Origin of the sequence: Pseudomonas cichorii, assembly GCF_003700275.1 — a bacterium.
Classification (GTDB): Bacteria; Pseudomonadota; Gammaproteobacteria; order Pseudomonadales; family Pseudomonadaceae; genus Aquipseudomonas; species Aquipseudomonas cichorii_B.
Map to the genome: position 1 here is coordinate 41356 of NZ_RBRE01000085.1, position 19921 is coordinate 61276.

At 59.4% G+C, this 19921-nt stretch carries 20 protein-coding genes; 10 read left to right on the plus strand and 10 right to left on the minus strand.

Annotated elements, in window-relative coordinates; genetic code table 11:
- Nucleotides 1-7: 7 nt before the first annotated feature.
- Genes ALQ04_RS22430 through ALQ04_RS22440 form a run of 3 tightly spaced genes read right to left on the minus strand, consistent with a single transcriptional unit; the run spans nucleotide 8 to nucleotide 2235 of the window.
- Entirely contained in the window at nucleotides 8-394 is a 387-nt protein-coding gene (locus ALQ04_RS22430) for a lysozyme inhibitor LprI family protein (RefSeq protein ID WP_183142251.1), read from the minus strand.
- A 30-nt stretch (nucleotides 395-424) separates the two neighbouring features.
- A complete protein-coding gene (locus tag ALQ04_RS22435) occupies nucleotides 425-1027 on the minus strand; it encodes a glutathione S-transferase family protein (protein ID WP_122317921.1) in 603 nt (200 codons plus the stop codon).
- Between the two features lie 41 nt (nucleotides 1028-1068).
- Complete coding sequence (locus tag ALQ04_RS22440) at nucleotides 1069-2235, minus strand: PLP-dependent aminotransferase family protein (protein ID WP_122317922.1); 1167 nt, start codon at nucleotides 2233-2235, stop codon at nucleotides 1069-1071.
- 82 nt (nucleotides 2236-2317) lie between these two features.
- Here ALQ04_RS22440 and ALQ04_RS22445 point away from each other — a divergent pair, with 82 nt between their 5' ends.
- The gene (locus tag ALQ04_RS22445; RefSeq protein ID WP_122317923.1) at nucleotides 2318-2803 is read left to right on the plus strand and encodes a MarR family winged helix-turn-helix transcriptional regulator; all 486 of its coding nucleotides are present in this window, start codon (nucleotides 2318-2320) and stop codon (nucleotides 2801-2803) included.
- A 21-nt stretch (nucleotides 2804-2824) separates the two neighbouring features.
- Nucleotides 2825-4018, plus strand: a complete 1194-nt coding sequence (locus ALQ04_RS22450; RefSeq protein ID WP_122317924.1) for a benzoate/H(+) symporter BenE family transporter — start codon at nucleotides 2825-2827, stop codon at nucleotides 4016-4018.
- 3 nt (nucleotides 4019-4021) lie between these two features.
- Here the strand turns inward: ALQ04_RS22450 and ALQ04_RS22455 are convergent, their stop codons facing one another.
- Entirely contained in the window at nucleotides 4022-4966 is a 945-nt protein-coding gene (locus ALQ04_RS22455) for an LD-carboxypeptidase (protein WP_409077285.1), read from the minus strand.
- Between the two features lie 188 nt (nucleotides 4967-5154).
- Between ALQ04_RS22455 and ALQ04_RS22460 the strand changes: the two genes are divergently transcribed.
- Nucleotides 5155-6159, plus strand: coding sequence for an NADP-dependent oxidoreductase (locus ALQ04_RS22460; protein WP_122317925.1), 1005 nt, complete (start codon nucleotides 5155-5157; stop codon nucleotides 6157-6159).
- A 61-nt stretch (nucleotides 6160-6220) separates the two neighbouring features.
- Here the strand turns inward: ALQ04_RS22460 and pyrF are convergent, their stop codons facing one another.
- Entirely contained in the window at nucleotides 6221-6919 is a 699-nt protein-coding gene (gene pyrF / locus ALQ04_RS22465; protein WP_183142252.1) for an orotidine-5'-phosphate decarboxylase, read from the minus strand.
- 326 nt (nucleotides 6920-7245) lie between these two features.
- On the opposite strand from pyrF, the gene eat reads away from it, so the two are divergent.
- Complete coding sequence (gene eat / locus ALQ04_RS22470; protein ID WP_122317927.1) at nucleotides 7246-8610, plus strand: ethanolamine permease; 1365 nt, start codon at nucleotides 7246-7248, stop codon at nucleotides 8608-8610.
- Nucleotides 8611-8724: 114 nt separating this feature from the next.
- Nucleotides 8725-8892, plus strand: coding sequence for a DUF2897 family protein (locus ALQ04_RS22475; protein WP_122317928.1), 168 nt, complete (start codon nucleotides 8725-8727; stop codon nucleotides 8890-8892).
- A 16-nt stretch (nucleotides 8893-8908) separates the two neighbouring features.
- On the opposite strand, the gene ALQ04_RS22480 is transcribed toward ALQ04_RS22475, so the two are convergent.
- On the minus strand, nucleotides 8909-9751 hold the full coding sequence (locus ALQ04_RS22480; RefSeq protein ID WP_122317929.1) for an ABC transporter substrate-binding protein: 843 nt from the start codon (nucleotides 9749-9751) through the stop codon (nucleotides 8909-8911).
- A 396-nt stretch (nucleotides 9752-10147) separates the two neighbouring features.
- Between ALQ04_RS22480 and ALQ04_RS22485 the strand changes: the two genes are divergently transcribed.
- Both ALQ04_RS22485 and ALQ04_RS22490 read left to right on the plus strand, forming a co-directional pair.
- Nucleotides 10148-10690 (plus strand): exonuclease domain-containing protein, encoded by a 543-nt coding sequence (locus ALQ04_RS22485; protein ID WP_122317930.1) that lies wholly within the window; start codon nucleotides 10148-10150, stop codon nucleotides 10688-10690.
- 83 nt (nucleotides 10691-10773) lie between these two features.
- On the plus strand, nucleotides 10774-11055 hold the full coding sequence (locus ALQ04_RS22490; RefSeq protein WP_122317931.1) for a pyrimidine/purine nucleoside phosphorylase: 282 nt from the start codon (nucleotides 10774-10776) through the stop codon (nucleotides 11053-11055).
- A gap of 42 nt (nucleotides 11056-11097) precedes the next feature.
- Here ALQ04_RS22490 and ALQ04_RS22495 read toward each other — a convergent pair whose 3' ends face one another.
- A complete protein-coding gene (locus ALQ04_RS22495) occupies nucleotides 11098-12876 on the minus strand; it encodes an ABC transporter transmembrane domain-containing protein (protein WP_122317932.1) in 1779 nt (592 codons plus the stop codon).
- Nucleotides 12877-13076: 200 nt separating this feature from the next.
- Here ALQ04_RS22495 and ALQ04_RS26975 point away from each other — a divergent pair, with 200 nt between their 5' ends.
- On the plus strand, nucleotides 13077-13253 hold the full coding sequence (locus ALQ04_RS26975) for a PA1571 family protein (protein WP_183142253.1): 177 nt from the start codon (nucleotides 13077-13079) through the stop codon (nucleotides 13251-13253).
- A 65-nt stretch (nucleotides 13254-13318) separates the two neighbouring features.
- Here the strand turns inward: ALQ04_RS26975 and pdxB are convergent, their stop codons facing one another.
- The 3 genes from pdxB to rlmM are packed head-to-tail and all read right to left on the minus strand — an operon-like array spanning nucleotide 13319 to nucleotide 15907.
- Nucleotides 13319-14458: a 4-phosphoerythronate dehydrogenase PdxB gene (pdxB, locus tag ALQ04_RS22500; protein ID WP_122317933.1), complete on the minus strand. Its 1140-nt coding sequence runs from the start codon at nucleotides 14456-14458 to the stop codon at nucleotides 13319-13321.
- A 57-nt stretch (nucleotides 14459-14515) separates the two neighbouring features.
- Nucleotides 14516-14770 carry a sulfurtransferase TusA gene (tusA, locus tag ALQ04_RS22505; RefSeq protein WP_122317934.1) on the minus strand — a complete coding sequence of 85 codons (255 nt, stop codon included), beginning with the start codon at nucleotides 14768-14770 and terminating at the stop codon, nucleotides 14516-14518.
- Between the two features lie 54 nt (nucleotides 14771-14824).
- Nucleotides 14825-15907 carry a 23S rRNA (cytidine(2498)-2'-O)-methyltransferase RlmM gene (rlmM, locus tag ALQ04_RS22510; protein WP_122317935.1) on the minus strand — a complete coding sequence of 361 codons (1083 nt, stop codon included), beginning with the start codon at nucleotides 15905-15907 and terminating at the stop codon, nucleotides 14825-14827.
- 170 nt (nucleotides 15908-16077) lie between these two features.
- On the opposite strand from rlmM, the gene acnA reads away from it, so the two are divergent.
- The gene (gene acnA / locus ALQ04_RS22515; RefSeq protein WP_122317936.1) at nucleotides 16078-18822 is read left to right on the plus strand and encodes an aconitate hydratase AcnA; all 2745 of its coding nucleotides are present in this window, start codon (nucleotides 16078-16080) and stop codon (nucleotides 18820-18822) included.
- Between the two features lie 199 nt (nucleotides 18823-19021).
- Complete coding sequence (locus ALQ04_RS22520; protein ID WP_122317937.1) at nucleotides 19022-19813, plus strand: CPBP family intramembrane glutamic endopeptidase; 792 nt, start codon at nucleotides 19022-19024, stop codon at nucleotides 19811-19813.
- Nucleotides 19814-19921 lie beyond the last annotated feature (108 nt).

The following is a 19921-nucleotide window of genomic DNA, read 5'->3' on the forward strand; positions in this document are numbered from 1 at the left end:
GTCGGCATCAGCGCGGGCAGCCCTCTTCGCGACACGCCACATAGCTTTTCAATTGCTTGACCCGTACCCGCGTATGTTCGGCCAGACACTGCGACTGCAGCAAAGGCCAGATCGAACCTGAGTCCTCAGCCTTGCCCACCCGATACAGGCAGTCAGCGTCGCGAAAGGCAATCCATTGGCGCTGGGCATCCTTGAGCGCCTGTTTGCGTGCCGGATCCTTCAACCAGCTCATCTGTGCCTTGTATTGCCGGTTCAACTCGCTATCGAGCGCGGCCAGGTCCTTGCCGGCGCATTGATTCATGCTGGCCTGACTGGCATTGCAATCCTCAGCCTGCGCCGAACAACCAATGCCCAGAGCCATGACGGCGGCCAGGGCGGCTATCGAATATCTCACGGGACTTTCCTCTCTTTTCTGCCCGGATGGTCAATCCAGCATGCCGATATAACCGGGCTGCTCCCTGACCCGCTCCAGCCATTGTTGAATGCCGGGGTACGGCGTCAGGTCGAAACCGCCCTGATGCGCCACATGGGTATAAGCGTAGAGGGCAATATCAGCGATGGAAAAAGTGTCGCCCACCAGGAACGGCGTGCGCTTGAGCTGTTGCTCCATCACTGCCAGGGCACGGTAACCGGACTTCTGCAACGCCCGGTACTCGTACAGGCGCTCTTCAGGCATGCCCAGATAGAACTGGATAAAACGCGCCACCGCGATTGCCGGCTCATGGCTGTACTGCTCGAAGAACTGCCATTGCAATACTTGCGTGCGCAGGCGAGGCTCGGCGGGCAGGTAAACGCTGCCATCGGCGAGGAAATTGAGAATCGCGTTGGACTCCCACAGGCACGTGCCGTCACTGAGTTCCAGCACCGGAATCTTGCCGTTGGGGTTCTTTTCCAGAAACGCCGGGGTCTGGGTTTCGCCGTTGAGGATATCCACGGGCACCCATTGGTACTCGCAGCCCAACAGATTGAGCATCAGTTTGATCTTGTAGCAGTTGCCCGAATTGTAATCGCCATAAACCTTGTACATCGCCCTGCTCCCCCGCTGAAAACCCTGTGTGCCGAAACCGGTCAGGCGGCCTTGAGATTCTGTGCCTTGCGGATCACCGCTGCCAGTCGCTTGATCCCTTCATCAAGCCGCGCCGGATCAATGTGACTGAAATTCAGCCGTAAATATCCGTGATTGGCGTCGGGGTCGGCAAAAAACGGCTCACCGGGCATGAAGGTCACGTCCTGAGCCAGTGCCGCATCCAGCAACGTGCGGGTGTCCTGCCGCTGTTTGAGCGTCAGCCAGAAGAACAGGCCGCCTTGTGGGCTGTTCCACTCGGCCAGATCGGCAAAGTGCTCCTGCAAGGCCGCCTCGAATGCATCGCGCCGCTCCCGGTAGAACCCGCGCAACTCGGCAAGATGCTCACGATAGTGCTGGGTACCGATCCACTGCAAGGCCTGCCACTGCCCGATGCGATTGGTGTGCAGGTCGGCCGACTGCTTGAGGCGCAACAGGTGCGGGAACAGATCCGGACTGGCAATCAGATAGCCGACACGCAGCCCCGGCAGCAGGGTTTTGGACACCGTTCCGGTATAGATCCAGCTGGCTTTCTTGAGTCGGGAAACGATCGGCCTGGCATTGCCGCCATCGAAAGTCAGTTCGCGGTAGGGCTCGTCTTCGATCAGGGTCACGCCAAACTCGTCGAGCAAGGCTGCCACCGCATCGCGGCTGGCTTCGCTGTAACGCACCGCCGAGGGATTCTGGAAGGTCGGAATCAGGTAGGCGAAAGCCGGCTTGTGGCGCTCCAGACGCTGACGCAGGGCAATCAGGTCCGGACCTTCGGCCTGCAGGGGCACGGTCAGGCAATCGGCGCCGAACAGCTGGAAGATCTGCAGGGCGGCCAGGTAAGTCGGAGCTTCCAGAAGGATTTCAGTACCCTTGTCGATGTACAGCTTGGCGGCCAGATCCAGGGTCTGTTGCGACCCGCTGACCACCAATACCTGGCTGGCCTGACACTCGACACCCAACGCCCGCGCCTCGGCCGCCAGCGCTTCACGCAACTCTGGCTCACCTTCGCTCATGCCGTACTGGCCGAGCGTCAGCGGCATGTCGGCCCACTCCACTTTTGGCAGCATGGCCTCGGCCGGCAAGCCTCCGGCAAAGGACATGACTTCCGGCCGCTGTGCCGCAGCGAGGATTTCGCGGATCAATGAACTCTTAAGGCGGGTAACACGTTCGGAGAAAGCCATGGAAACTCCCTGTAGCGGAGTGGAAGGGAAATACGTCAAACTTGTTGACTCAAATTACGCCGCAAAGCCCGGATACGTCAACATGCTTGACCTTAAAAATCCTGCCAATCAGCAAATCGCCATGGAAGCGTTCTTTTTCGGCTACCAGGCATTTACCGCCAAGGTCGATGAAATGCTGGCCAAACGCGGGTTAAGCCGTGTCCATCAACGCATCGTGTTTTTCATTGCGCGTTATCCCGACCTGAGCGTGAAAGAGCTGCTTACGGTGCTGGGGGTCAGCAAACAGGCGCTCAATGTGCCGCTGCGCCAACTGATTGCCATGGAACTGGTGCACAGCAGTGCGCCCGATACCGACAAGCGCAAACGGCTGCTGGGCTTGAGCGAGGAAGGCAGCAGATTCGAGCAGGCACTGCGTCGGGAACAGGTGAAGCTCTTGCAACGTGTATTCTCCGATGCCGGCCAGGAAGCGGTGGACGGCTGGCTGACGGTCAATCAGGCACTGGGGCTGACATTGCAGTCCGGTGCAAGGCCTGACAGCGACACCGAAACAACCAATAAAAAAGACTGAGATTGCCAAGGAAAGCCCTGCATGAACGAGCCCCTCAAAGCGCCCTTACGCCCTTTGGCTGATTCCTCCGTTTCGGCCGTGGTCGCAGGCTTCATTGCCATGATGACCGGCTGCACCAGTTCGCTGGTGCTGATGCTCCAGGCCGGACAGGCAGCCGGCCTGACCAATGCCCAGGTATCGTCCTGGCTGCTTTCCATGTTCATCGGCATGGCGGTGTGCAGCATCGGCCTGTCGTTGCGTTATCGCGCGCCGATCAGCGTGGCCTGGTCGACGCCCGGCGCCGCCTTGCTGATTACGACCCTGGGCGACGTGAGCTATCCAGAGGCGATTGGCGCCTTTATCACCTGTTCGATCCTGGTCATCATCTGCGGCATGACCGGCAGTTTCGAGCGGTTGGTCAAACGTCTGCCAGCCTCTCTGGCGGCGGCCTTGCTGGCTGGCATCCTGTTCAAGATCGGCAGCGATATCTTTATCGCCGTCCAGCACCGCACCAGCCTGGTACTGGGCATGTTCTTTACCTATCTGCTGGTCAAGCGGGTTTCGCCACGCTACTCGGTATTGGCGGCGTTGCTGGTGGGGATTGGCGCCTCCAGCCTGCTGGGGCTGCTGAACTTCCAGGACCTGACGCTGGAAGTGGCCATGCCGGTCTGGACCACGCCGACATTTTCGCTGGCCTCGACCATCAGTATCAGCATCCCGTTGTTCGTGGTGGCCATGACTTCGCAGAACATGCCGGGCATCGCCGTGCTGCGCGCCGACGGCTACCACACGCCTTCCTCTCCCTTGATTTCAGCCACGGGCATCACCTCGCTACTGACCGCGCCTTTTGGCTGCCACGGGCTCAATCTGGCGGCGATCAGTGCTGCAATCTGCACCAGCCCGAATGCTCACGAAGACAAGAGCAAGCGCTACACCGCAGCGGTCTGGTGCGGGATTTTCTATGCCGCCGCCGGCGTGTTCGGCGCGACCCTGGCCGCGCTGTTCGCTGCATTCCCCAAGGAACTGGTGCTGTCGATTGCTGCGCTGGCGCTGTTCGGCTCACTCATCAACGGCTTGACCGTCGCCATGAGCGAACCCAGGGAACGTGAAGCGGCGCTTATCACCTTTATGGTCACGGCCTCAGGCCTGACCCTGTTTTCGATTGGCTCGGCACTCTGGGGAATCGTTGCAGGTGTGCTGACCCTGGTGATACTCAACCTGCGCAAGAGCAACTAAGGATCAAGAACGCGCAGCCGCAGCCACCAGCAAGGTTCCGGCATCGGCGTCGAGAATCGCCTGCGTGCCCAGGGGCACGGCCTGATTGACGTCGCCATGTCCGACCGGCAGCCCGCCGAGAACTGGAATCCCCAAATGGCCCAGCCGCTCCAGCAAGACATCGGCCGGGCTGATCGATCCACCGCTGTTGGCCGGCACGCTGAATTCGCCCACGGCCACACCGGCCAGGCGCTGCAGGATGCCGCAATTGCCCAGATGAGTCAGCATGCGGTCGACCCGATACGCTGCTTCGCCGACATCCTCAAGTAACAGAATGGCGCCGCTCAGGTCCGGCATGAAAGGCGTACCGACACAGGTGCCGAGCATGCTCAGATTGCCGCCGAGCAACAGTCCCTGCGCCGTGCCCTGGGTACGTACGCTGGCAGTCGGGGCTTTCGGATCGGCCTTGAGCAGCACCGGCTCGCTGCTCATCAGTACATGGCGCATGCCGCTGACGAACAGGCCGCCACGCTCCAGTTGGGTCGCCACCGGGCCATGAATGCTCGCCAGTCGGGCATGAGCCCATAACGCACCATGCAGCGCCGTGATATCGGAAAACCCGGTCACCAGTTTCGGGTCACGACGAACCGCCTCGATATCCAGTTGCGCAATGATGCGCTGCGTACCGTAACCGCCGCGGTTGCAGATGACCGCACGGATTTCCGGGTCGGCAAGGGCGCTGTTCAGATCGGCAAGACGATCTTCGTCAGTGCCGGCATAAAAGGAATGCCTGCCCAGCGCATGCGGGTAGACGCGCGGACGCAGACCCCAGCCCTTGAGCACCTCGACTGCGGCTTCGATCTTCGGCGCAGCCACCGGGCCGGCCGGGGAAACCAGCGCAACGGCATCGCCTGCACGCAGCACGCCGGGATAAAGGGTGGGTAAATTCGTGGGGAACATTCCGGCCATCCAGACTCTCAATGAATGGGCAATGTAGAGCACCCATGCAGGTGACTCAAGTCGCATACAGCTTTCGTAATAGCTGACCACTGGCATCATCCTGCTGGATAGAGCCGCATTCGCTGCATGACCGTTGCTTGCCTGAACAGACATCAACGGCTTCAATCAGCCTTTCTTCTTCATACTGAGGACCCGCCATGACCACCCTTGCCAATCGCCAGTTCCTGCTTGCCAAACGACCTGTTGGCCAACCCGGCAGAGAGAACTTCACGTTTCAGGAAGTCCCGGTTGCAGAAGTGGCAGACGGGCAGATTCTGGTGCGCAACCAGTTCCTGTCCCTCGACCCGGCCATGCGTGGCTGGATGAACGAAGGAAAATCCTATATTCCGCCGGTTGAGCTGGGCCATGTGATGCGTGCCCTGGGCGTGGGCGAAGTGCTCGAATCGAAAAACCCGCAGTTCGCAGCAGGCGACTACGTGCAAGGCTCGGTGGGCGTGCAGGATTACTTCGTCGGCGAGCCAAGAGGTTTTTACAAGGTCGACCCGAAACTCGCCCCGCTGCCCCGCTACCTTTCTGCGCTGGGCATGACCGGCATGACCGCCTACTTCGCCTTGCTGGATGTCGGCGCGCCGAAAAGCGGCGATACCGTGGTGATTTCCGGGGCTGCCGGTGCAGTGGGCAGCGTGGCCGGACAAATCGCCAAGCTCAAGGGCTGCCGGGTCATCGGTATTGCGGGCGGCAAGGAAAAGTGCAGTTCGCTGATCGATGAACTGGGTTTCGACGGCGTGATCGACTACAAGAGCGAAGACGTGCTGGCAGGCCTGAAACGCGAATGCCCGAAAGGCGTGGACGTGTTTTTCGATAACGTTGGCGGCGACATTCTGGATGCAGTGCTCAGCCGCCTGGCACCCAAGGCCCGTGTCGTAATCTGTGGCGCCATCAGCCAGTACAACAACACGTCACCGGTCAAAGGCCCGAGCAACTACCTGTCGCTGCTGGTCAATCGCGCTCGCATGGAAGGCTTCGTGGTCCTCGACTACGCCTCGCAGTTCGCCGAAGCCAGTCAGGAAATGGCCGGCTGGATGGCCGAAGGCAAGCTCAAGAGCCGCGAGCATATCGTCGAAGACCTGGAAACCTTCCCGGAAACCCTGCTCAAGCTGTTCAGCGGCGAGAATTTCGGCAAGCTGGTCTTGAAGGTTTAATTCCTTCGAGAATAAGTTCGCTCCCGCACCGCGGGAGCGAATTCATTCGCGAACAACAGGTTTACTGCAGCTCGGCAACCACCGCTGCCAGGGCCTGGGCCGGATCGGCGGCCTGGCTGATCGGGCGGCCAATCACCAGATAGTCGGAACCTGCATCCAGCGCCTGACGCGGTGTCAGGATACGACGCTGGTCGTCCTGGGCGCTGCCTGCCGGGCGAATGCCGGGAGTGACCAGTTGCAGCGACGGGTGAGCAGTCTTCAAGGCCCGGGCTTCCAGCGCCGAACACACCAGACCGTCCATGCCGGCCTTTTCCGCCAACGCAGCCAGGCGCAGCACCTGCACCTGCGGGTCGATGTCCAGGCCGATACCGGCCAGATCTTCGCGCTCCATGCTGGTCAGTACGGTCACCCCGATCAGCAACGGCTGGGGACCGCTGCGCTTTTCCAGCTCTTCACGGCACGCCGACATCATGCGCAGGCCACCGGAGCAATGCACGTTGACCATCCATACGCCCATTTCTGCCGCAGCCTTGACGGCCATGGCGGTGGTGTTGGGAATGTCGTGGAATTTGAGGTCCAGAAACACCTCGAAGCCCTTGTCGCGCAGGGTTTCGACGATATCCGAGGCACAACTGGTGAACAGCTCCTTGCCGACCTTGACCCGGCACAGTTTCGGATCGAGCTGGTCAGCCAGCCGTAAGGCGGCGTCACGGGTCGGAAAATCCAGGGCGACGATGACAGGAGTCTGGCAGGCGGACATGAGCGGGTTCTCAGGTAAGTCGAAATCGGCGCGCATTGTAGCCGAACCTGCAGATCGGCGGGACCCGGTGATCGCTATTTGCACGCGCCACTTTGTCGCTTTGCTGCTTTACCGATCACCACAAGAGGCTGAATCGGCAAAAACATTGCGCACTGACAGCGTTCCCCACGGTAACGCCACGCACCAAACCGGTACAAGAAGCAAAGCCAGCCGCCCGAGTCGTTCTGCAAACGACCTTTTTTGAAGCAATACGACGGTGATTCATGCACTGGCACGGAGCCTGCAACCTGTAAAAAGATATTTCAAGGACCCTCAGGGAGAAACACATGAGTCAGCAACTCAAGCCAACGCTGGGCACGCTTCATTTGTGGGGGATCGCTGTCGGACTGGTGATTTCCGGAGAATACTTCGGCTGGAGTTACGGCTGGGGCGTGGCGGGAACCCTCGGCTTTCTGGTCACGGCCTTGATGGTCGCCACGATGTACACCTGCTTCATCTTCAGTTTCACCGAACTGACCACCGCCATTCCCCACGCAGGCGGGCCATTCGCCTATAGCCGCCGCGCATTCGGAGAAAAAGGGGGCTTGATCGCCGGCATGGCCACGCTGATCGAGTTTGTCTTTGCGCCACCGGCGATTGCCCTGGCCATCGGCGCCTACCTGAACGTGCAGTATCCGACCCTGGACCCCAAGCTTGCGGCAGTCGGCGCCTACGTCGTGTTCATGACCCTCAATATTCTCGGCGTGAAACTGGCTGCGACCTTTGAGCTGGTAGTGTGCATCCTCGCCGTGGCCGAACTGCTGGTATTCATGGGCGTAGTGGCTCCCGCATTCAGCTTCAGCAACTTTGCCCTGCATGGCTGGGCGGGCTCCAGCACCTTTGGTCCGGGGGCGATTGCCGGCATGTTTGCCGCGATCCCGTTCGCGATCTGGTTCTTCCTGGCCATCGAAGGCGCAGCCATGGCGGCCGAAGAAGCCAAGGACCCCAAACGCACCATCCCCAAGGCCTACGTCAGCGGCATTCTGACCCTGGTGGTCCTGGCCATCGGCGTGATGCTGTTTGCAGGCGGCGTGGGCGACTGGCGCACACTGTCCAACATCAACGATCCGCTGCCGCAGGCCATGAAAACAGTGGTTGGTGAAAACTCCGGCTGGCTGCACATGCTGGTCTGGATCGGCCTGTTCGGTCTGGTCGCCAGTTTCCACGGGATCATCCTGGGCTACTCGCGGCAGTTCTTCGCCCTGGCACGTGCCGGTTACCTGCCCTCTTCACTGGCCAAGCTGTCACGCTTCCAGACGCCGCACCGGGCAACCATTGCCGGTGGCCTGATCGGCATTGCAGCGATCTACAGCGACGGCCTGATCAACCTGAACGGCATGAGCCTGACGGCGGCCATGATCACCATGGCGGTCTTCGGCGCCATCGTGATGTACATCATGAGCATGCTCAGCCTGTTCAAACTGCGCAAGACCGAACCGTTGCTGGAACGCAGCTTCCGTGCGCCCGGCTACCCGATCGTTCCAGGCATCGCCCTGGCGCTGGCCGTGGTGTGCCTGGTGGCAATGACCTGGTTCAACCTGCTGATCGGTTTTATCTTCCTCTGCTTCATGGCAGTAGGCTTCATCTACTTCAGCCTGACCGCCCAGTCCCGTGCCAACGCCCCTGCCGACGCAATGCTGACCGGCTCGTAAACATCAAAGGCCGCGTGCAACCATCATGGTTTCACGCGGCCCTTGCAGAGCGCATACACTTGAACCATTGGGCAGCCCCTTGCTCAAACCGGTTATGACTACAAGGAGAGTGCTATGCCCTGGTATGCCTGGTTGATTCTGATCGTTGCAATTGGCTCCATCGTCGGAGGCCTGATGCTACTGCGCGACACCGCGCAAAAACTGCCCCTGACCGAGGAGCAGCTAAAGCGGGTTCACGAACGTAATGCCGAGATGGATGCCAAGGAAGCCAAGGATCAGTGATGATCCCGTCCCTCTCTCACTTCGCGACCTTCTTGCTCGCTGCCTTGTCAGCCGAGTAAGGAGGCACGACCAATACCTTGATGTGCAGTGGCTCGAAGATTTTCGCGAACTGCCCGTCATCCCGCAATTGCTGCAGCAACCGGTCAAACTGTTTCGCGCTGATGCTACCGCCCGGATTCAGCAGTGCGTACTGACGGTAAAGCTGGTCAACCCGTTCGGAAACCAGAAACTGTTCGGCTTCGCTCTGGTTGTGGGCCATGAAGTCCACCAGATAAGAGCGGGTCACCGGCGCGATATCCACACGCCCGCGCAAGACCATCAATAGATTGCTGTCATGGGAATAGGTCGAGGTGACGTTGAAGTTCTCGCTCAGGTACTTCTGGTCGGCATTGAAGTTGGCGAAACCATAGTGATAACCGCTGAACAGGGCCAGACGCTTATCGGACAGATCATTGAAATAACTCTGCTGACGCCCCTCGATGCGCCGGGCGACAAAGACCTCGGCATCTTCCAGACCCATGTCCACCAGATCATAGGACACATTTTTCCAGCCCCAGTCGGGGTTTTCAAAAATGGCGATGTCGAAGCGACCCTGGGCAAAGTCACGAAAGCGGCGCTGCACGGAAGTCGGCACTACCACAAATTCGTAGTCGCGCTGACTGGCATTCAGGGCCTCGATAAGCTTGGGCAGGAGCCCGGTATCGTTGCCCTTTTCGGGGCGAATCATATAGGGCGGAAAATGCACAGCCGCAACCCGCACGACTTGAGCGGCTTCGACCTGCCAGCTCAATAACAGCGCGCCGATCAGCATCGCTCCCTTACGCAACAACACATCGGTTATCACTGCGTGCATCTTCATGAAAAGGCATCGGTCAAAAACGCCACACGCTATGCGTTTTCAGCGGTTTAAACAACAGCAATCGGCAGAATTGTATCCGCTCTGAAAAACGGACTGCAGATTGCCCCAAAAACCAAGGCACCCATGGAATATTCAGCGGTCGATTGGTGTACAGGTAAAAACCAGGCAAACCCAGGCTTTGTACGAAAAGTCGGTTATCGAAGGTCACGCAAGGCAAAAACAGGCGAGGAACGGTCGGAGTCGCGCTCGACTTTACGTGTTGTAAATGAGCATTCCGAGCCTGTTTTTAACGCAGCATCACCGAGCACAGCCACTTTCGTAGAAAGTCTAATAGAGCGTAGCCGAGTGAATATGGCTACTCTGCACTCACTAAAACTGTTGGATGGGAGCTTCATAATGCCGCATTGGCTGGTGATCGACCTGGAGGCTACTACCGAGGAAGGCGGATGGCCGGTCGCAGAAATGGAAATCATCGAAATCGGCGCAACGCTGGTGAATCAGGACGGACGTGAGCTGGATCATTTCGAGCGCTTCGTACGCCCGGCACGCCGCCCCTTGCTGACGCACTTCTGCCGGGAACTGACCCATATCAGCCAGAGCAATATCGACAGCGCCGCTCCCCTGACCAGTGTCTGGCCACAATTTGAACGCTGGCTGAGCCATCATCAGGCACGTCTGGTCGGCTGGGCCAGTTGGGGTGATTACGATCGCAAGCAACTGGAAGAACAATGGCGCCAACACAGCCTGGAAAGCGCCCTGAGCAACATGCCTTATGTAAACCTCAAGCAGCGCTTCGCCGATGCCCGGCAATTACAGCGTCCACCGGGGCTCAACAGCGCATTGCAACTGGCCGGCATGCAGTTCAGTGGACAGCAGCACCGGGCGCTGGTCGATGCGCGTAACACCGCCCGATTGTTGCCGCTGATTCTTCCCAATTGAATATCAGGATTGCCAAGTGACGATGCTTGATACCTTGGGCATACTATTCGCCTCTTTTCAGCCCTTTCATCAAGGAATCTCGCATGTTCAAGGTCAATGAGTACTTCGACGGCACTGTCAAATCCATCGCTTTCAGCCAGACCGAAGGCCAGGCCACGATTGGCGTGATGGCAGCGGGCGAATATGAGTTCGGCACTGCGCAGCGTGAAATCATGCACGTGATTTCCGGCGAACTGGTCGTCAAGCTACCGGACAGCACGGATTGGGAAACCTTCAGCAGCGGCAGCCAGTTCAATGTACCGGCCAACAGCAAGTTTCAGTTGAAGGTGAGTGTCGATACCGCTTACCTGTGCGAATACCGTTAAGCCAGCCGGGGCTGCGTGCCAGACACGCAGCCTGCCAATGCCTCAGCCCACCTCTTCCATCTGCACATTGAACTGCAACGCCGCCAGACGCGCATACAGCGGGTTGCTGGCGATCAGTTGCTGATGGGTTCCCACTGCTACCAGACGGCCCTGATCGATCACGGCAATGCGGTCGGCATTCTGCACGGTAGCCAGTCGATGGGCGATCACCAGCGTCGTGCGGCCTTTCATCAGGCTGGGTAGCGCCTGCTGGATAAGGTGTTCGCTTTGCGCATCCAGCGCACTGGTGGCTTCGTCCAGCAACAGGATCGGGGCATCGACCAGCAATGCCCGGGCAATCGCCAGACGCTGCCTCTGACCGCCGGACAACCCCAGGCCACCCTCCCCCAGATGCGTCTGGTAACCATCGGCCATCTGCATGATGAATTCGTGGGCATGGGCAATCCGCGCAGCGGCTTCCACCTGCTCGGTGCTGGCCTGCGAGTTGCCATAGCGAATGTTGTCTTCGACACTGCCAAAGAACAGCGCAGGCGTCTGTGAGACAAGGGCAAAGTTGCGCCGCAGATCCTGCGGATCAAGCTGCAGAATCGGCGTACCCTCGATCAGGATGCGCCCCTGCTGAGGGTCGTAGAAGCGCAGCAGCAGATCGAACAGCGTTGACTTGCCCGCGCCGGACGGACCGACCAGCGCGATGGTTTCCCCGGCGGTGATATCCAGAGTCAAATCATCGACGGCATTGTGTTCAAGCCGTGACGGGTAGGCAAAACTCACATTCTCCAATGCCAGTCGGCCACTGACTCTGGGCGGCAGACTCAGGAGGCCATTGGCAGGTGGCGTGATTTCGCTGCGAATCTGCAGCAGTTCGCCAATACGCTCGGCAGCCCCCACACCACGCTGCAACTCGCCAATCACCTCGCTCAGCGAGCCAAAGGCCGTGCCCACCAGCAGCGCATAGAACAGGAAGGCCGCCAGCTCGCCGCTGCTGATGGTGCCGTTGATCACGTCCATCCCGCCAACCCACAGAATCACGCTCACCGCACCCAGCACCAGCGCAATCACCACCGTCACCAGCCAGGCCCGTTGCAGGATATAGGCCCGGGCCGTGCCGAAAGCCTTCTCGACCGTTCGTGAAAAATGCGCCTTGTCATGTTCCTGATGGTTATACGCCTGAACCGTCTTGATCTGCCGCAGTGCCTCGGCAACGTAGCTGCCCACATCCGCCACCCTGTCCTGCGTCTCGCGGGACAGGCGCCGCACTCGACGACCGAATACCAGAATCGGCACGATCACCAGCGGCAGAGTAAGCACCACGATACTGGTCAGCTTCGGATTGGTGATGAACAACAGAATGATGCCGCCTATCACCATCAGCGAACTGCGCAGAAATACCGACAGAGAAGAACCCACTACCGACTGCAGCAAGGTGGTATCTGCCGTCAGCCGCGACTGGATTTCCGAGCTGCGGTTATTCTCGTAGAAGGCAGGATGCAGGTTGATAAGGTGCTCGAATACACGATTGCGCAGATCCGCCACCACACGTTCGCCAATCCACGACACCAGATAGAAACGAGTAAAGGTACCAATCGCCAATCCCACCGTTACCAGCAGGAAAAAACCGATCGAACGTTCGAGCAGTTCGACAGAACCGGTCGCGACGCCCTGATCCACGATCATCTTGATGCCCTGGCCCATGAACAGCATGAGGCTGGCGGTAATAACCAAAGCCACCAATGCGCCCAGGACCTGCCAGCGATAGGGGGAAATGAAGCTGCGCGCCAGGCGAATGGCGGGCCGCTGAAAGATGGAAAACACTGACGACATGATAAGTAAACCTGTATCGGGATCAGGAAAGCCTGGCTTTATGCCGCCTTGCGTCGTTTTTGGAAGGGATTGATCTAAGCAAAAACTGGCAGTTTTATATCATTTCTGGTGCACTGGGATTCCGTTTGAACCTGAGCTGTCATTGCACGGTCATTAAATGCGGATAGTTTAGATGTCACACCTGATCAAGGAGAAAGGCTATGAGCGCGCAAGAAAGCAGCAATCAAGTCCAGGTCGTTCGAGCCACCCCCGACCTTCCAGTAGGCGGCGCTGTGCTTGACCCGGACGGACATGAAGTCCTGATTACCGAAGAAATGGTCCAGGCTGCGTGCCAGGAACTTGAAAAATCCTGGGTCACACCAGGCCAGCAAGCCTAAGTACTGCCCCTTTTTCAGAACCCGACCTTGTGTCGGGTTTTTTCTGTCTTGCAATCCGTATCGGCTCAGACCAGTACAGCATCCAGCGCCAGGACCATCTGCCTCAACACCTCGGACTCACCCTCCAGACAGACCTTCAGCCCCTGGATTTCCCGACGTGGCGGGTAATGTTTGCGCAAGGCGTCAAAGGCCAGCCGCTGACTGGCGGTATCGCCCACCAGACTGCGACGAAAATCGGCATCGTCGCGACGCGGATCATAAACACCCCGACACAGCATGTTCAGCGCCCAGGCCGGATCGGTCTGCCCGTCCAGATGGACCTGCGCCAGCCATGGCCGTGGCAGCAGATCCTCCAGGCGAATGCTGGCCGGCTGAGCGAGAAAGGCACAGAGCGCCTGATAGATCTGTGCCGTGCCACGCTGCCTGCCATCGAGGCTGTAGCCGGCAATATGCGGCGTACCGATCACGCACAGGTCCGCCAGCGCGACATTGACCTGCGGCTCGCCTTCCCAGACATCCAGCACCGCCTGCAGGTCTTCACGCTCCAGCAGCACATCATGCAGTGCCACATTGTCGACCACCGCACCGCGGCTGGCATTGATCAGCCAGGTGCCTTGCCTGAGCTGGCGCAAGCGCGACTCGTCAAACAAGTGCCAGGTGGGTTGCTCGCCTTTTCGGGTCAATGGCGTATGCAGGCTGATGACATCGCAGCGTTCCACAATCTCGTCCAGAGTGACGAACTCACTGCCCTCGCCAGCGCGTGGCGGGTCACACACCAGCACGTTCCAGCCCAGCGCCTTCAGCACCTTGATCAGGCGCCCACCGACCTCGCCTGCGCCAACGACACCGTAAGTACGCTGCCGGAGGTCCGCACCTTCGATTTCGGCCAGGGTCAGCAGGCTGCCCAGCACATAGTCCACAACTCCGCGGGCATTGCAGCCCGGCGCGCTGGACCACTGAATGGCCGCCTGCCCGAAGTACTCCAGATCCAGATGGTCGGTACCAATGGTGCAGGTGCCGACGAAACGCACCGAACTGCCTTCGAGCATGGCGCGGTCGACATTGGTCACCGAGCGCACCAGCAGGATATCGGCATCGGCAACCGCCGCCCGGTCGATGGTACGCCCCGGCAGGCGGCGTATCTCGCCAAAACCGGCAAAAAAAGCATCGAGCAGCGGGATGTTTTCGTCAGCGACAATGCGCATGAAAGACTCTCTGGTAACTGAGGGGAAGCGATCCGGGATCAGGACTGGCAGACGGCCTCAATCCTGTTTCTTGCGGATCCAGTAGAGAAACGTTCCGCCATCGGCCTGTTGCGCGACCAGTTCATGGCCGAGAAACACACAGAATTTGGGAATGTCGCGACGGGTCGAAGGATCCGTGGCGATCACCTTGAGCAGACCGCCAGCCTGCAGGTCGCGAACCTTCTGGTGCAACATCATCACAGGTTCAGGACAATTGAGGCCGCTGGCATCCAGGGTTGCATCAACGGGCTGGCTTTCGATGGATTCAGACATGGAACACTCCAGAAACTGGCGGCAATTGTCGCTCAATTGATTCAATCAGGCCAATCAGCCCTTGCGCGGCCGGGTTACCTTGGCAACGTCCAGCCGGCGCAGGTGACAGGTCACTTCCTCACGGTCGTGATAAAGCTGCTTGCAGCCAATCGAAACCCTGACGCCGCGCGCCTGGAAACCTTCCTCGATACGCTCAAGCAGACGCCGCACCTCAGCGTAGCGCTGTTTCATCGGCAACTTGAGATTGACCACCGCCTCGCGACACAGGCCCTCGCCCAGCCAGGTTTCCAGCAAGGCGGCATTGCGCGCAGGTTTTTCGACAATGTCGCAGACCATCCAGTCCACGGTCTGACGAGGCTTGTAGGTAAAACCGTCGGCCATCAGATGCTGCACCAGCCCGGTGTCCATCAGGCTCTCGGCCATGGGTCCGTTATCGATGGCCGTCACCAGCATGCCGCGACGCACCAGTTGATAGGTCCAGCCACCCGGCGCAGCGCCGAGGTCGACACCGGTCATGTCACTGGACAGACGCTCATCCCACTCCTGGCGCGGGATGAAATGGTGCCAGGCTTCTTCAAGCTTCAGGGTCGAGCGGCTTGGCGCTTCGCGCGGAAACTTCAGGCGCGGAATACCCATGGGCCACATCGCCGAGTTATCCGCATCAGCCATGCCGAGAAACACTTCCCGACCGCTCTTGAAGGTCAGCAGCAGACGCGGCTTGCGCGCATCGTCCACCAGCTTGCCCGCCTGGATCAGCGCCTTGCGCAGCGGCACTTCGAATTTTTTACAGAAGTTCGACAGCTCCTTGCCATCGTTGGTGTCCACCACTTCCAGCCACACACTGCCGAACACCGGAAAAGTCGACATGTGCGCCAGGATCACGCTGATACGGTCGGTTTCAGGCAGGTCGAGAAAGACGCCACGCGCCCACTGGCGAGGGAAGATCAAGCGCTCGAAACGCTGCCCGTTCATCAGCCGCTCGGCACCGTCCGCTTCTGTGCAGATAAATTCGGCGCAGGCGGTATCGGGCTTGGCCTTCGCATAGCCGGCCACGTTCAGGCGGGCGGCATGATCGGCGATCTCCGAGCAGACTTCGCCTTCAAAACCGGGTCGGCAGTGCATAAACAGCGTATTCATTCGGTTACTCCCGGCCCCACAGACTTGAAAGCCGCGCATGATAGCTGAATCAGGAACCACTGGCGCGGCTCGACAGTCCACAACATGTCGAGCCTCACACTGCGCTCCCGACCTGTTGCTTATGGAGTCTGCACCCTGAGGCTTGCAATAAACTCTTCAAGGAGTCGTTCATGCCCTCCCTAGATAGCCTGAAAAGCCTGAAAACACTGGAAATCGATAACAAGACCTATCACTACTTCAGCCTGCCGGAAGCCGCCAGGTCACTCGGCGAGCTGGACCGGCTGCCCATGTCGCTCAAGGTCCTGCTGGAAAACCTGCTGCGCTGGGAAGACGACAAGACCGTCAGCGCCACCGACCTCAAGGCGCTCGTCGCCTGGCTGGGCGAACGCCGCTCGGACCGCGAAATTCAATATCGTCCTGCCCGGGTATTGATGCAGGACTTTACCGGCGTGCCTGCCGTGGTCGATCTGGCGGCCATGCGCGCCGCCGTGGCCAAGGCCGGTGGCGATCCGCAGCGTATCAATCCGTTGTCGCCCGTCGATCTGGTCATCGATCACTCGGTCATGGTCGACCGGTTCGGCGATACCGAAGCCTTCAGCGACAACGTCGAGATTGAAATGCAGCGCAACGGCGAGCGTTATGCCTTCCTGCGCTGGGGCCAGAGCGCCTTCGACAATTTCAGCGTCGTACCGCCGGGAACCGGGATCTGCCACCAGGTGAATCTGGAATACCTGGGCCGCACGGTCTGGACCAAGGAAGAGGATGGCCGCACTTACGCCTTCCCCGACACTCTGGTCGGTACCGACTCGCACACCACCATGATCAACGGCCTGGGTGTGCTGGGCTGGGGCGTTGGCGGAATCGAAGCCGAAGCGGCCATGCTCGGCCAGCCGGTTTCGATGCTGATTCCGGAAGTGATCGGCTTCAAACTGACCGGCAAGCTCAACGAAGGCATTACGGCCACCGACCTGGTGCTGACCGTCACCCAGATGCTGCGCAAGAAAGGCGTGGTCGGCAAGTTCGTCGAGTTCTATGGCGACGGGCTGGCCGAACTGCCACTGGCTGACCGCGCGACCATTGCCAACATGGCTCCCGAATATGGCGCAACCTGCGGCTTCTTCCCGGTGGACGAGGTGACACTGGATTACCTGCGGCTGTCCGGACGCCCGGATGAAACCGTGAAGCTGGTCGAAGCCTACTGTAAGGCACAAGGCCTGTGGCGACTGCCGGGCAAGGAGCCGGTTTTCACCGACAGCCTGGAACTGGACATGGGCACCGTGCAGGCCAGCCTGGCAGGGCCTAAACGTCCACAGGACCGGGTCGATCTGCCGGCGGTCGCCGAGGCATTCAATGATTTCCTCGGGCTGCAGGTCAAACCGGCGCGTACTGAAGAAGGCCGCCTGGAAAGCGAAGGCGGTGGCGGCGTGGCGGTGGGCAATGCCGTGCAAGTCAGTGGAGAAGCCGAGTACGAGCACAACGGCCAGACTTACCGGTTGAAAAACGGCGCGGTGGTCATCGCTGCCATCACTTCCTGCACCAATACCTCCAACCCCAGCGTGATGATGGCCGCCGGGCTGGTGGCGAAAAAAGCCGTGGAGAAAGGCCTCACGCGCAAGCCATGGGTGAAAAGCTCGCTGGCGCCCGGTTCCAAGGTGGTCACCGATTACTATCAGGCAGCCGGCCTGACTCAATACCTCGATGCGTTGGGTTTCGATCTGGTGGGTTATGGCTGCACCACTTGCATCGGCAACTCCGGGCCATTGCTCGCGCCCATAGAAAACGCCATCCAGAACTCGGACCTGACCGTGGCCTCGGTGTTGTCCGGCAATCGCAACTTCGAGGGCCGCGTGCATCCACTGGTCAAGACCAACTGGCTGGCCTCGCCACCGCTGGTGGTGGCTTATGCGCTGGCCGGTACGGTGCGCATCGACATCAGCAGCGACCCCCTGGGTGAAGGCTCAGATGGCAAGCCGGTCTACCTGCGCGATATCTGGCCCAGCCAGAAAGAAATCGCCGAGGCCGTGGAAAACGTCAACACTGGTATGTTCCACAAGGAATATGCCGAGGTGTTCGCCGGTGACGAACAATGGCAAGCCATCGAAGTCCCGCAGGCCGCCACCTATGTCTGGCAGGAGGATTCCACCTACATTCAACACCCGCCGTTCTTTGAAGAGATTTCCGGTCCCTTGCCAGTGATCGAGGATATCCAGGGTGCTCGGGTTCTGGCGTTACTGGGGGATTCGGTCACCACCGACCATATTTCCCCGGCGGGCAATATCAAGTCCGAAAGCCCGGCCGGACGTTACCTGCGCGATCAGGGCGTCGAACCCAAGGACTTCAACTCCTACGGATCACGCCGCGGCAACCATGAAGTGATGATGCGCGGCACCTTTGCCAATATTCGTATCCGCAACGAAATGCTCGGCGGCGAGGAAGGCGGTAATACCCTGCATGTACCCAGCGGCGAGAAACTGGCCATCTACGATGCTGCCATGCGTTATCAGGCAGAAGGCACACCGCTGGTGATCATCGCGGGCCAGGAATACGGCACCGGCTCCAGCCGCGACTGGGCAGCCAAGGGCACCAACCTTCTGGGCGTAAAGGCCGTCATTGCCGAAAGCTTTGAACGGATCCATCGCTCCAATCTGGTCGGCATGGGCGTGTTGCCCCTGCAATTCAAGAATGCCCAGAACCGCAAATCCCTGAAGCTCACCGGCAAGGAGACGCTGGCAATCAGCGGCCTGACCGGTGCCGATGTGCGTCCTGGCATGAACCTGACTCTGCAGATCACCCGTGAAGACGGCAGCCAGGAAAGCCTGGAAGTGTTGTGCCGGATCGATACCCTCAATGAAGTGGAATACTTCAAGTCGGGAGGGATTCTGCATTATGTGTTGAGGCAGTTGATTGCGTCCTGAGGCCATTCCCCGCCGCGGGCAAGAACGCTCCTGCCGGGCCTTGAAGGCTCGGCAGGTAGCGAATTCATTCGCGAAAAACCCGACACCGGGGGGCTGCCAGGGCCGGGCCCACAGGCTGCACAAGCCAGAGTTTGCACAAGCTGCAAAATCATGGGCAAAACTCCCATAGAATCTCCCGCTCTATTTCAGGAGATTCCCCATGGCGCCAAGGCACCGGGTCTTTTTCAGCCTGCTCTGCGTCGGGTATGGCATTGCACTGTTCTACGGCCAATTGCAGTGGTCGGCGGCCCTGGCCGTCGGCCTTCTGCTGGTTGCCGGGCTTTGTGTCAGGCTGTCGGAACACAAAAGCATCCGCCTGCTCGGACATGCAATCTTCATCGTCACGGGCATAGCACTGGCCAGCCATTGGCTGCCCGGTTTCAACAGCGCACAGGTGTACGACGCGGCCCGCTTCAGTCCTGATGCTGCGCCCTTCTCCATGAACCTGAATCTGGACAAACCGCTGATCGGTTTCTGGCTGCTTCTGTTCTGCCCATGGATGCTGCCGACCGTGGGCCTTGCCCGCTCGCTGAAAATTGCCTCGCTGGCCCTGATCATGACCAGCGTGCTGTGCATGAGCCTGGCAGCCGTGCTGGGCGTCACCGGCTGGGCTGTGAAATGGCCGGAGCACGGCATACTCTGGTTACTGAACAATTTATTACTGGTTTCATTGACCGAAGAGCTTTTTTTCCGCGTTTATCTGCAAGGCGCTCTGCAACAAATCTTTAACAGGCTATGGTTTGGGGGCGCGCTTGCCATTGGTATCGCTGCCATGCTGTTCGGGCTTGCCCATGTGGGCTCAGGCTGGGAGTGGGTATTGCTGGCAAGCCTGGCCGGCACAGGCTATGGCATCGCTTATCGGTTTGGTGGCCTGCAAGCCGCGCTCATCACCCACTTCGGCCTGAATCTGGTGCATTTCGGCCTGTTCACCTATCCGATGCTTGATCGATAAGCATTGATTCATGGCAAGGACTGACCATAAATTTAGCTCGACCCGCTCAATTTATGGGCCTGCCTGCCGATAACTCTCCGAAGCCTATTGGATCGAAGGACCGAAAGC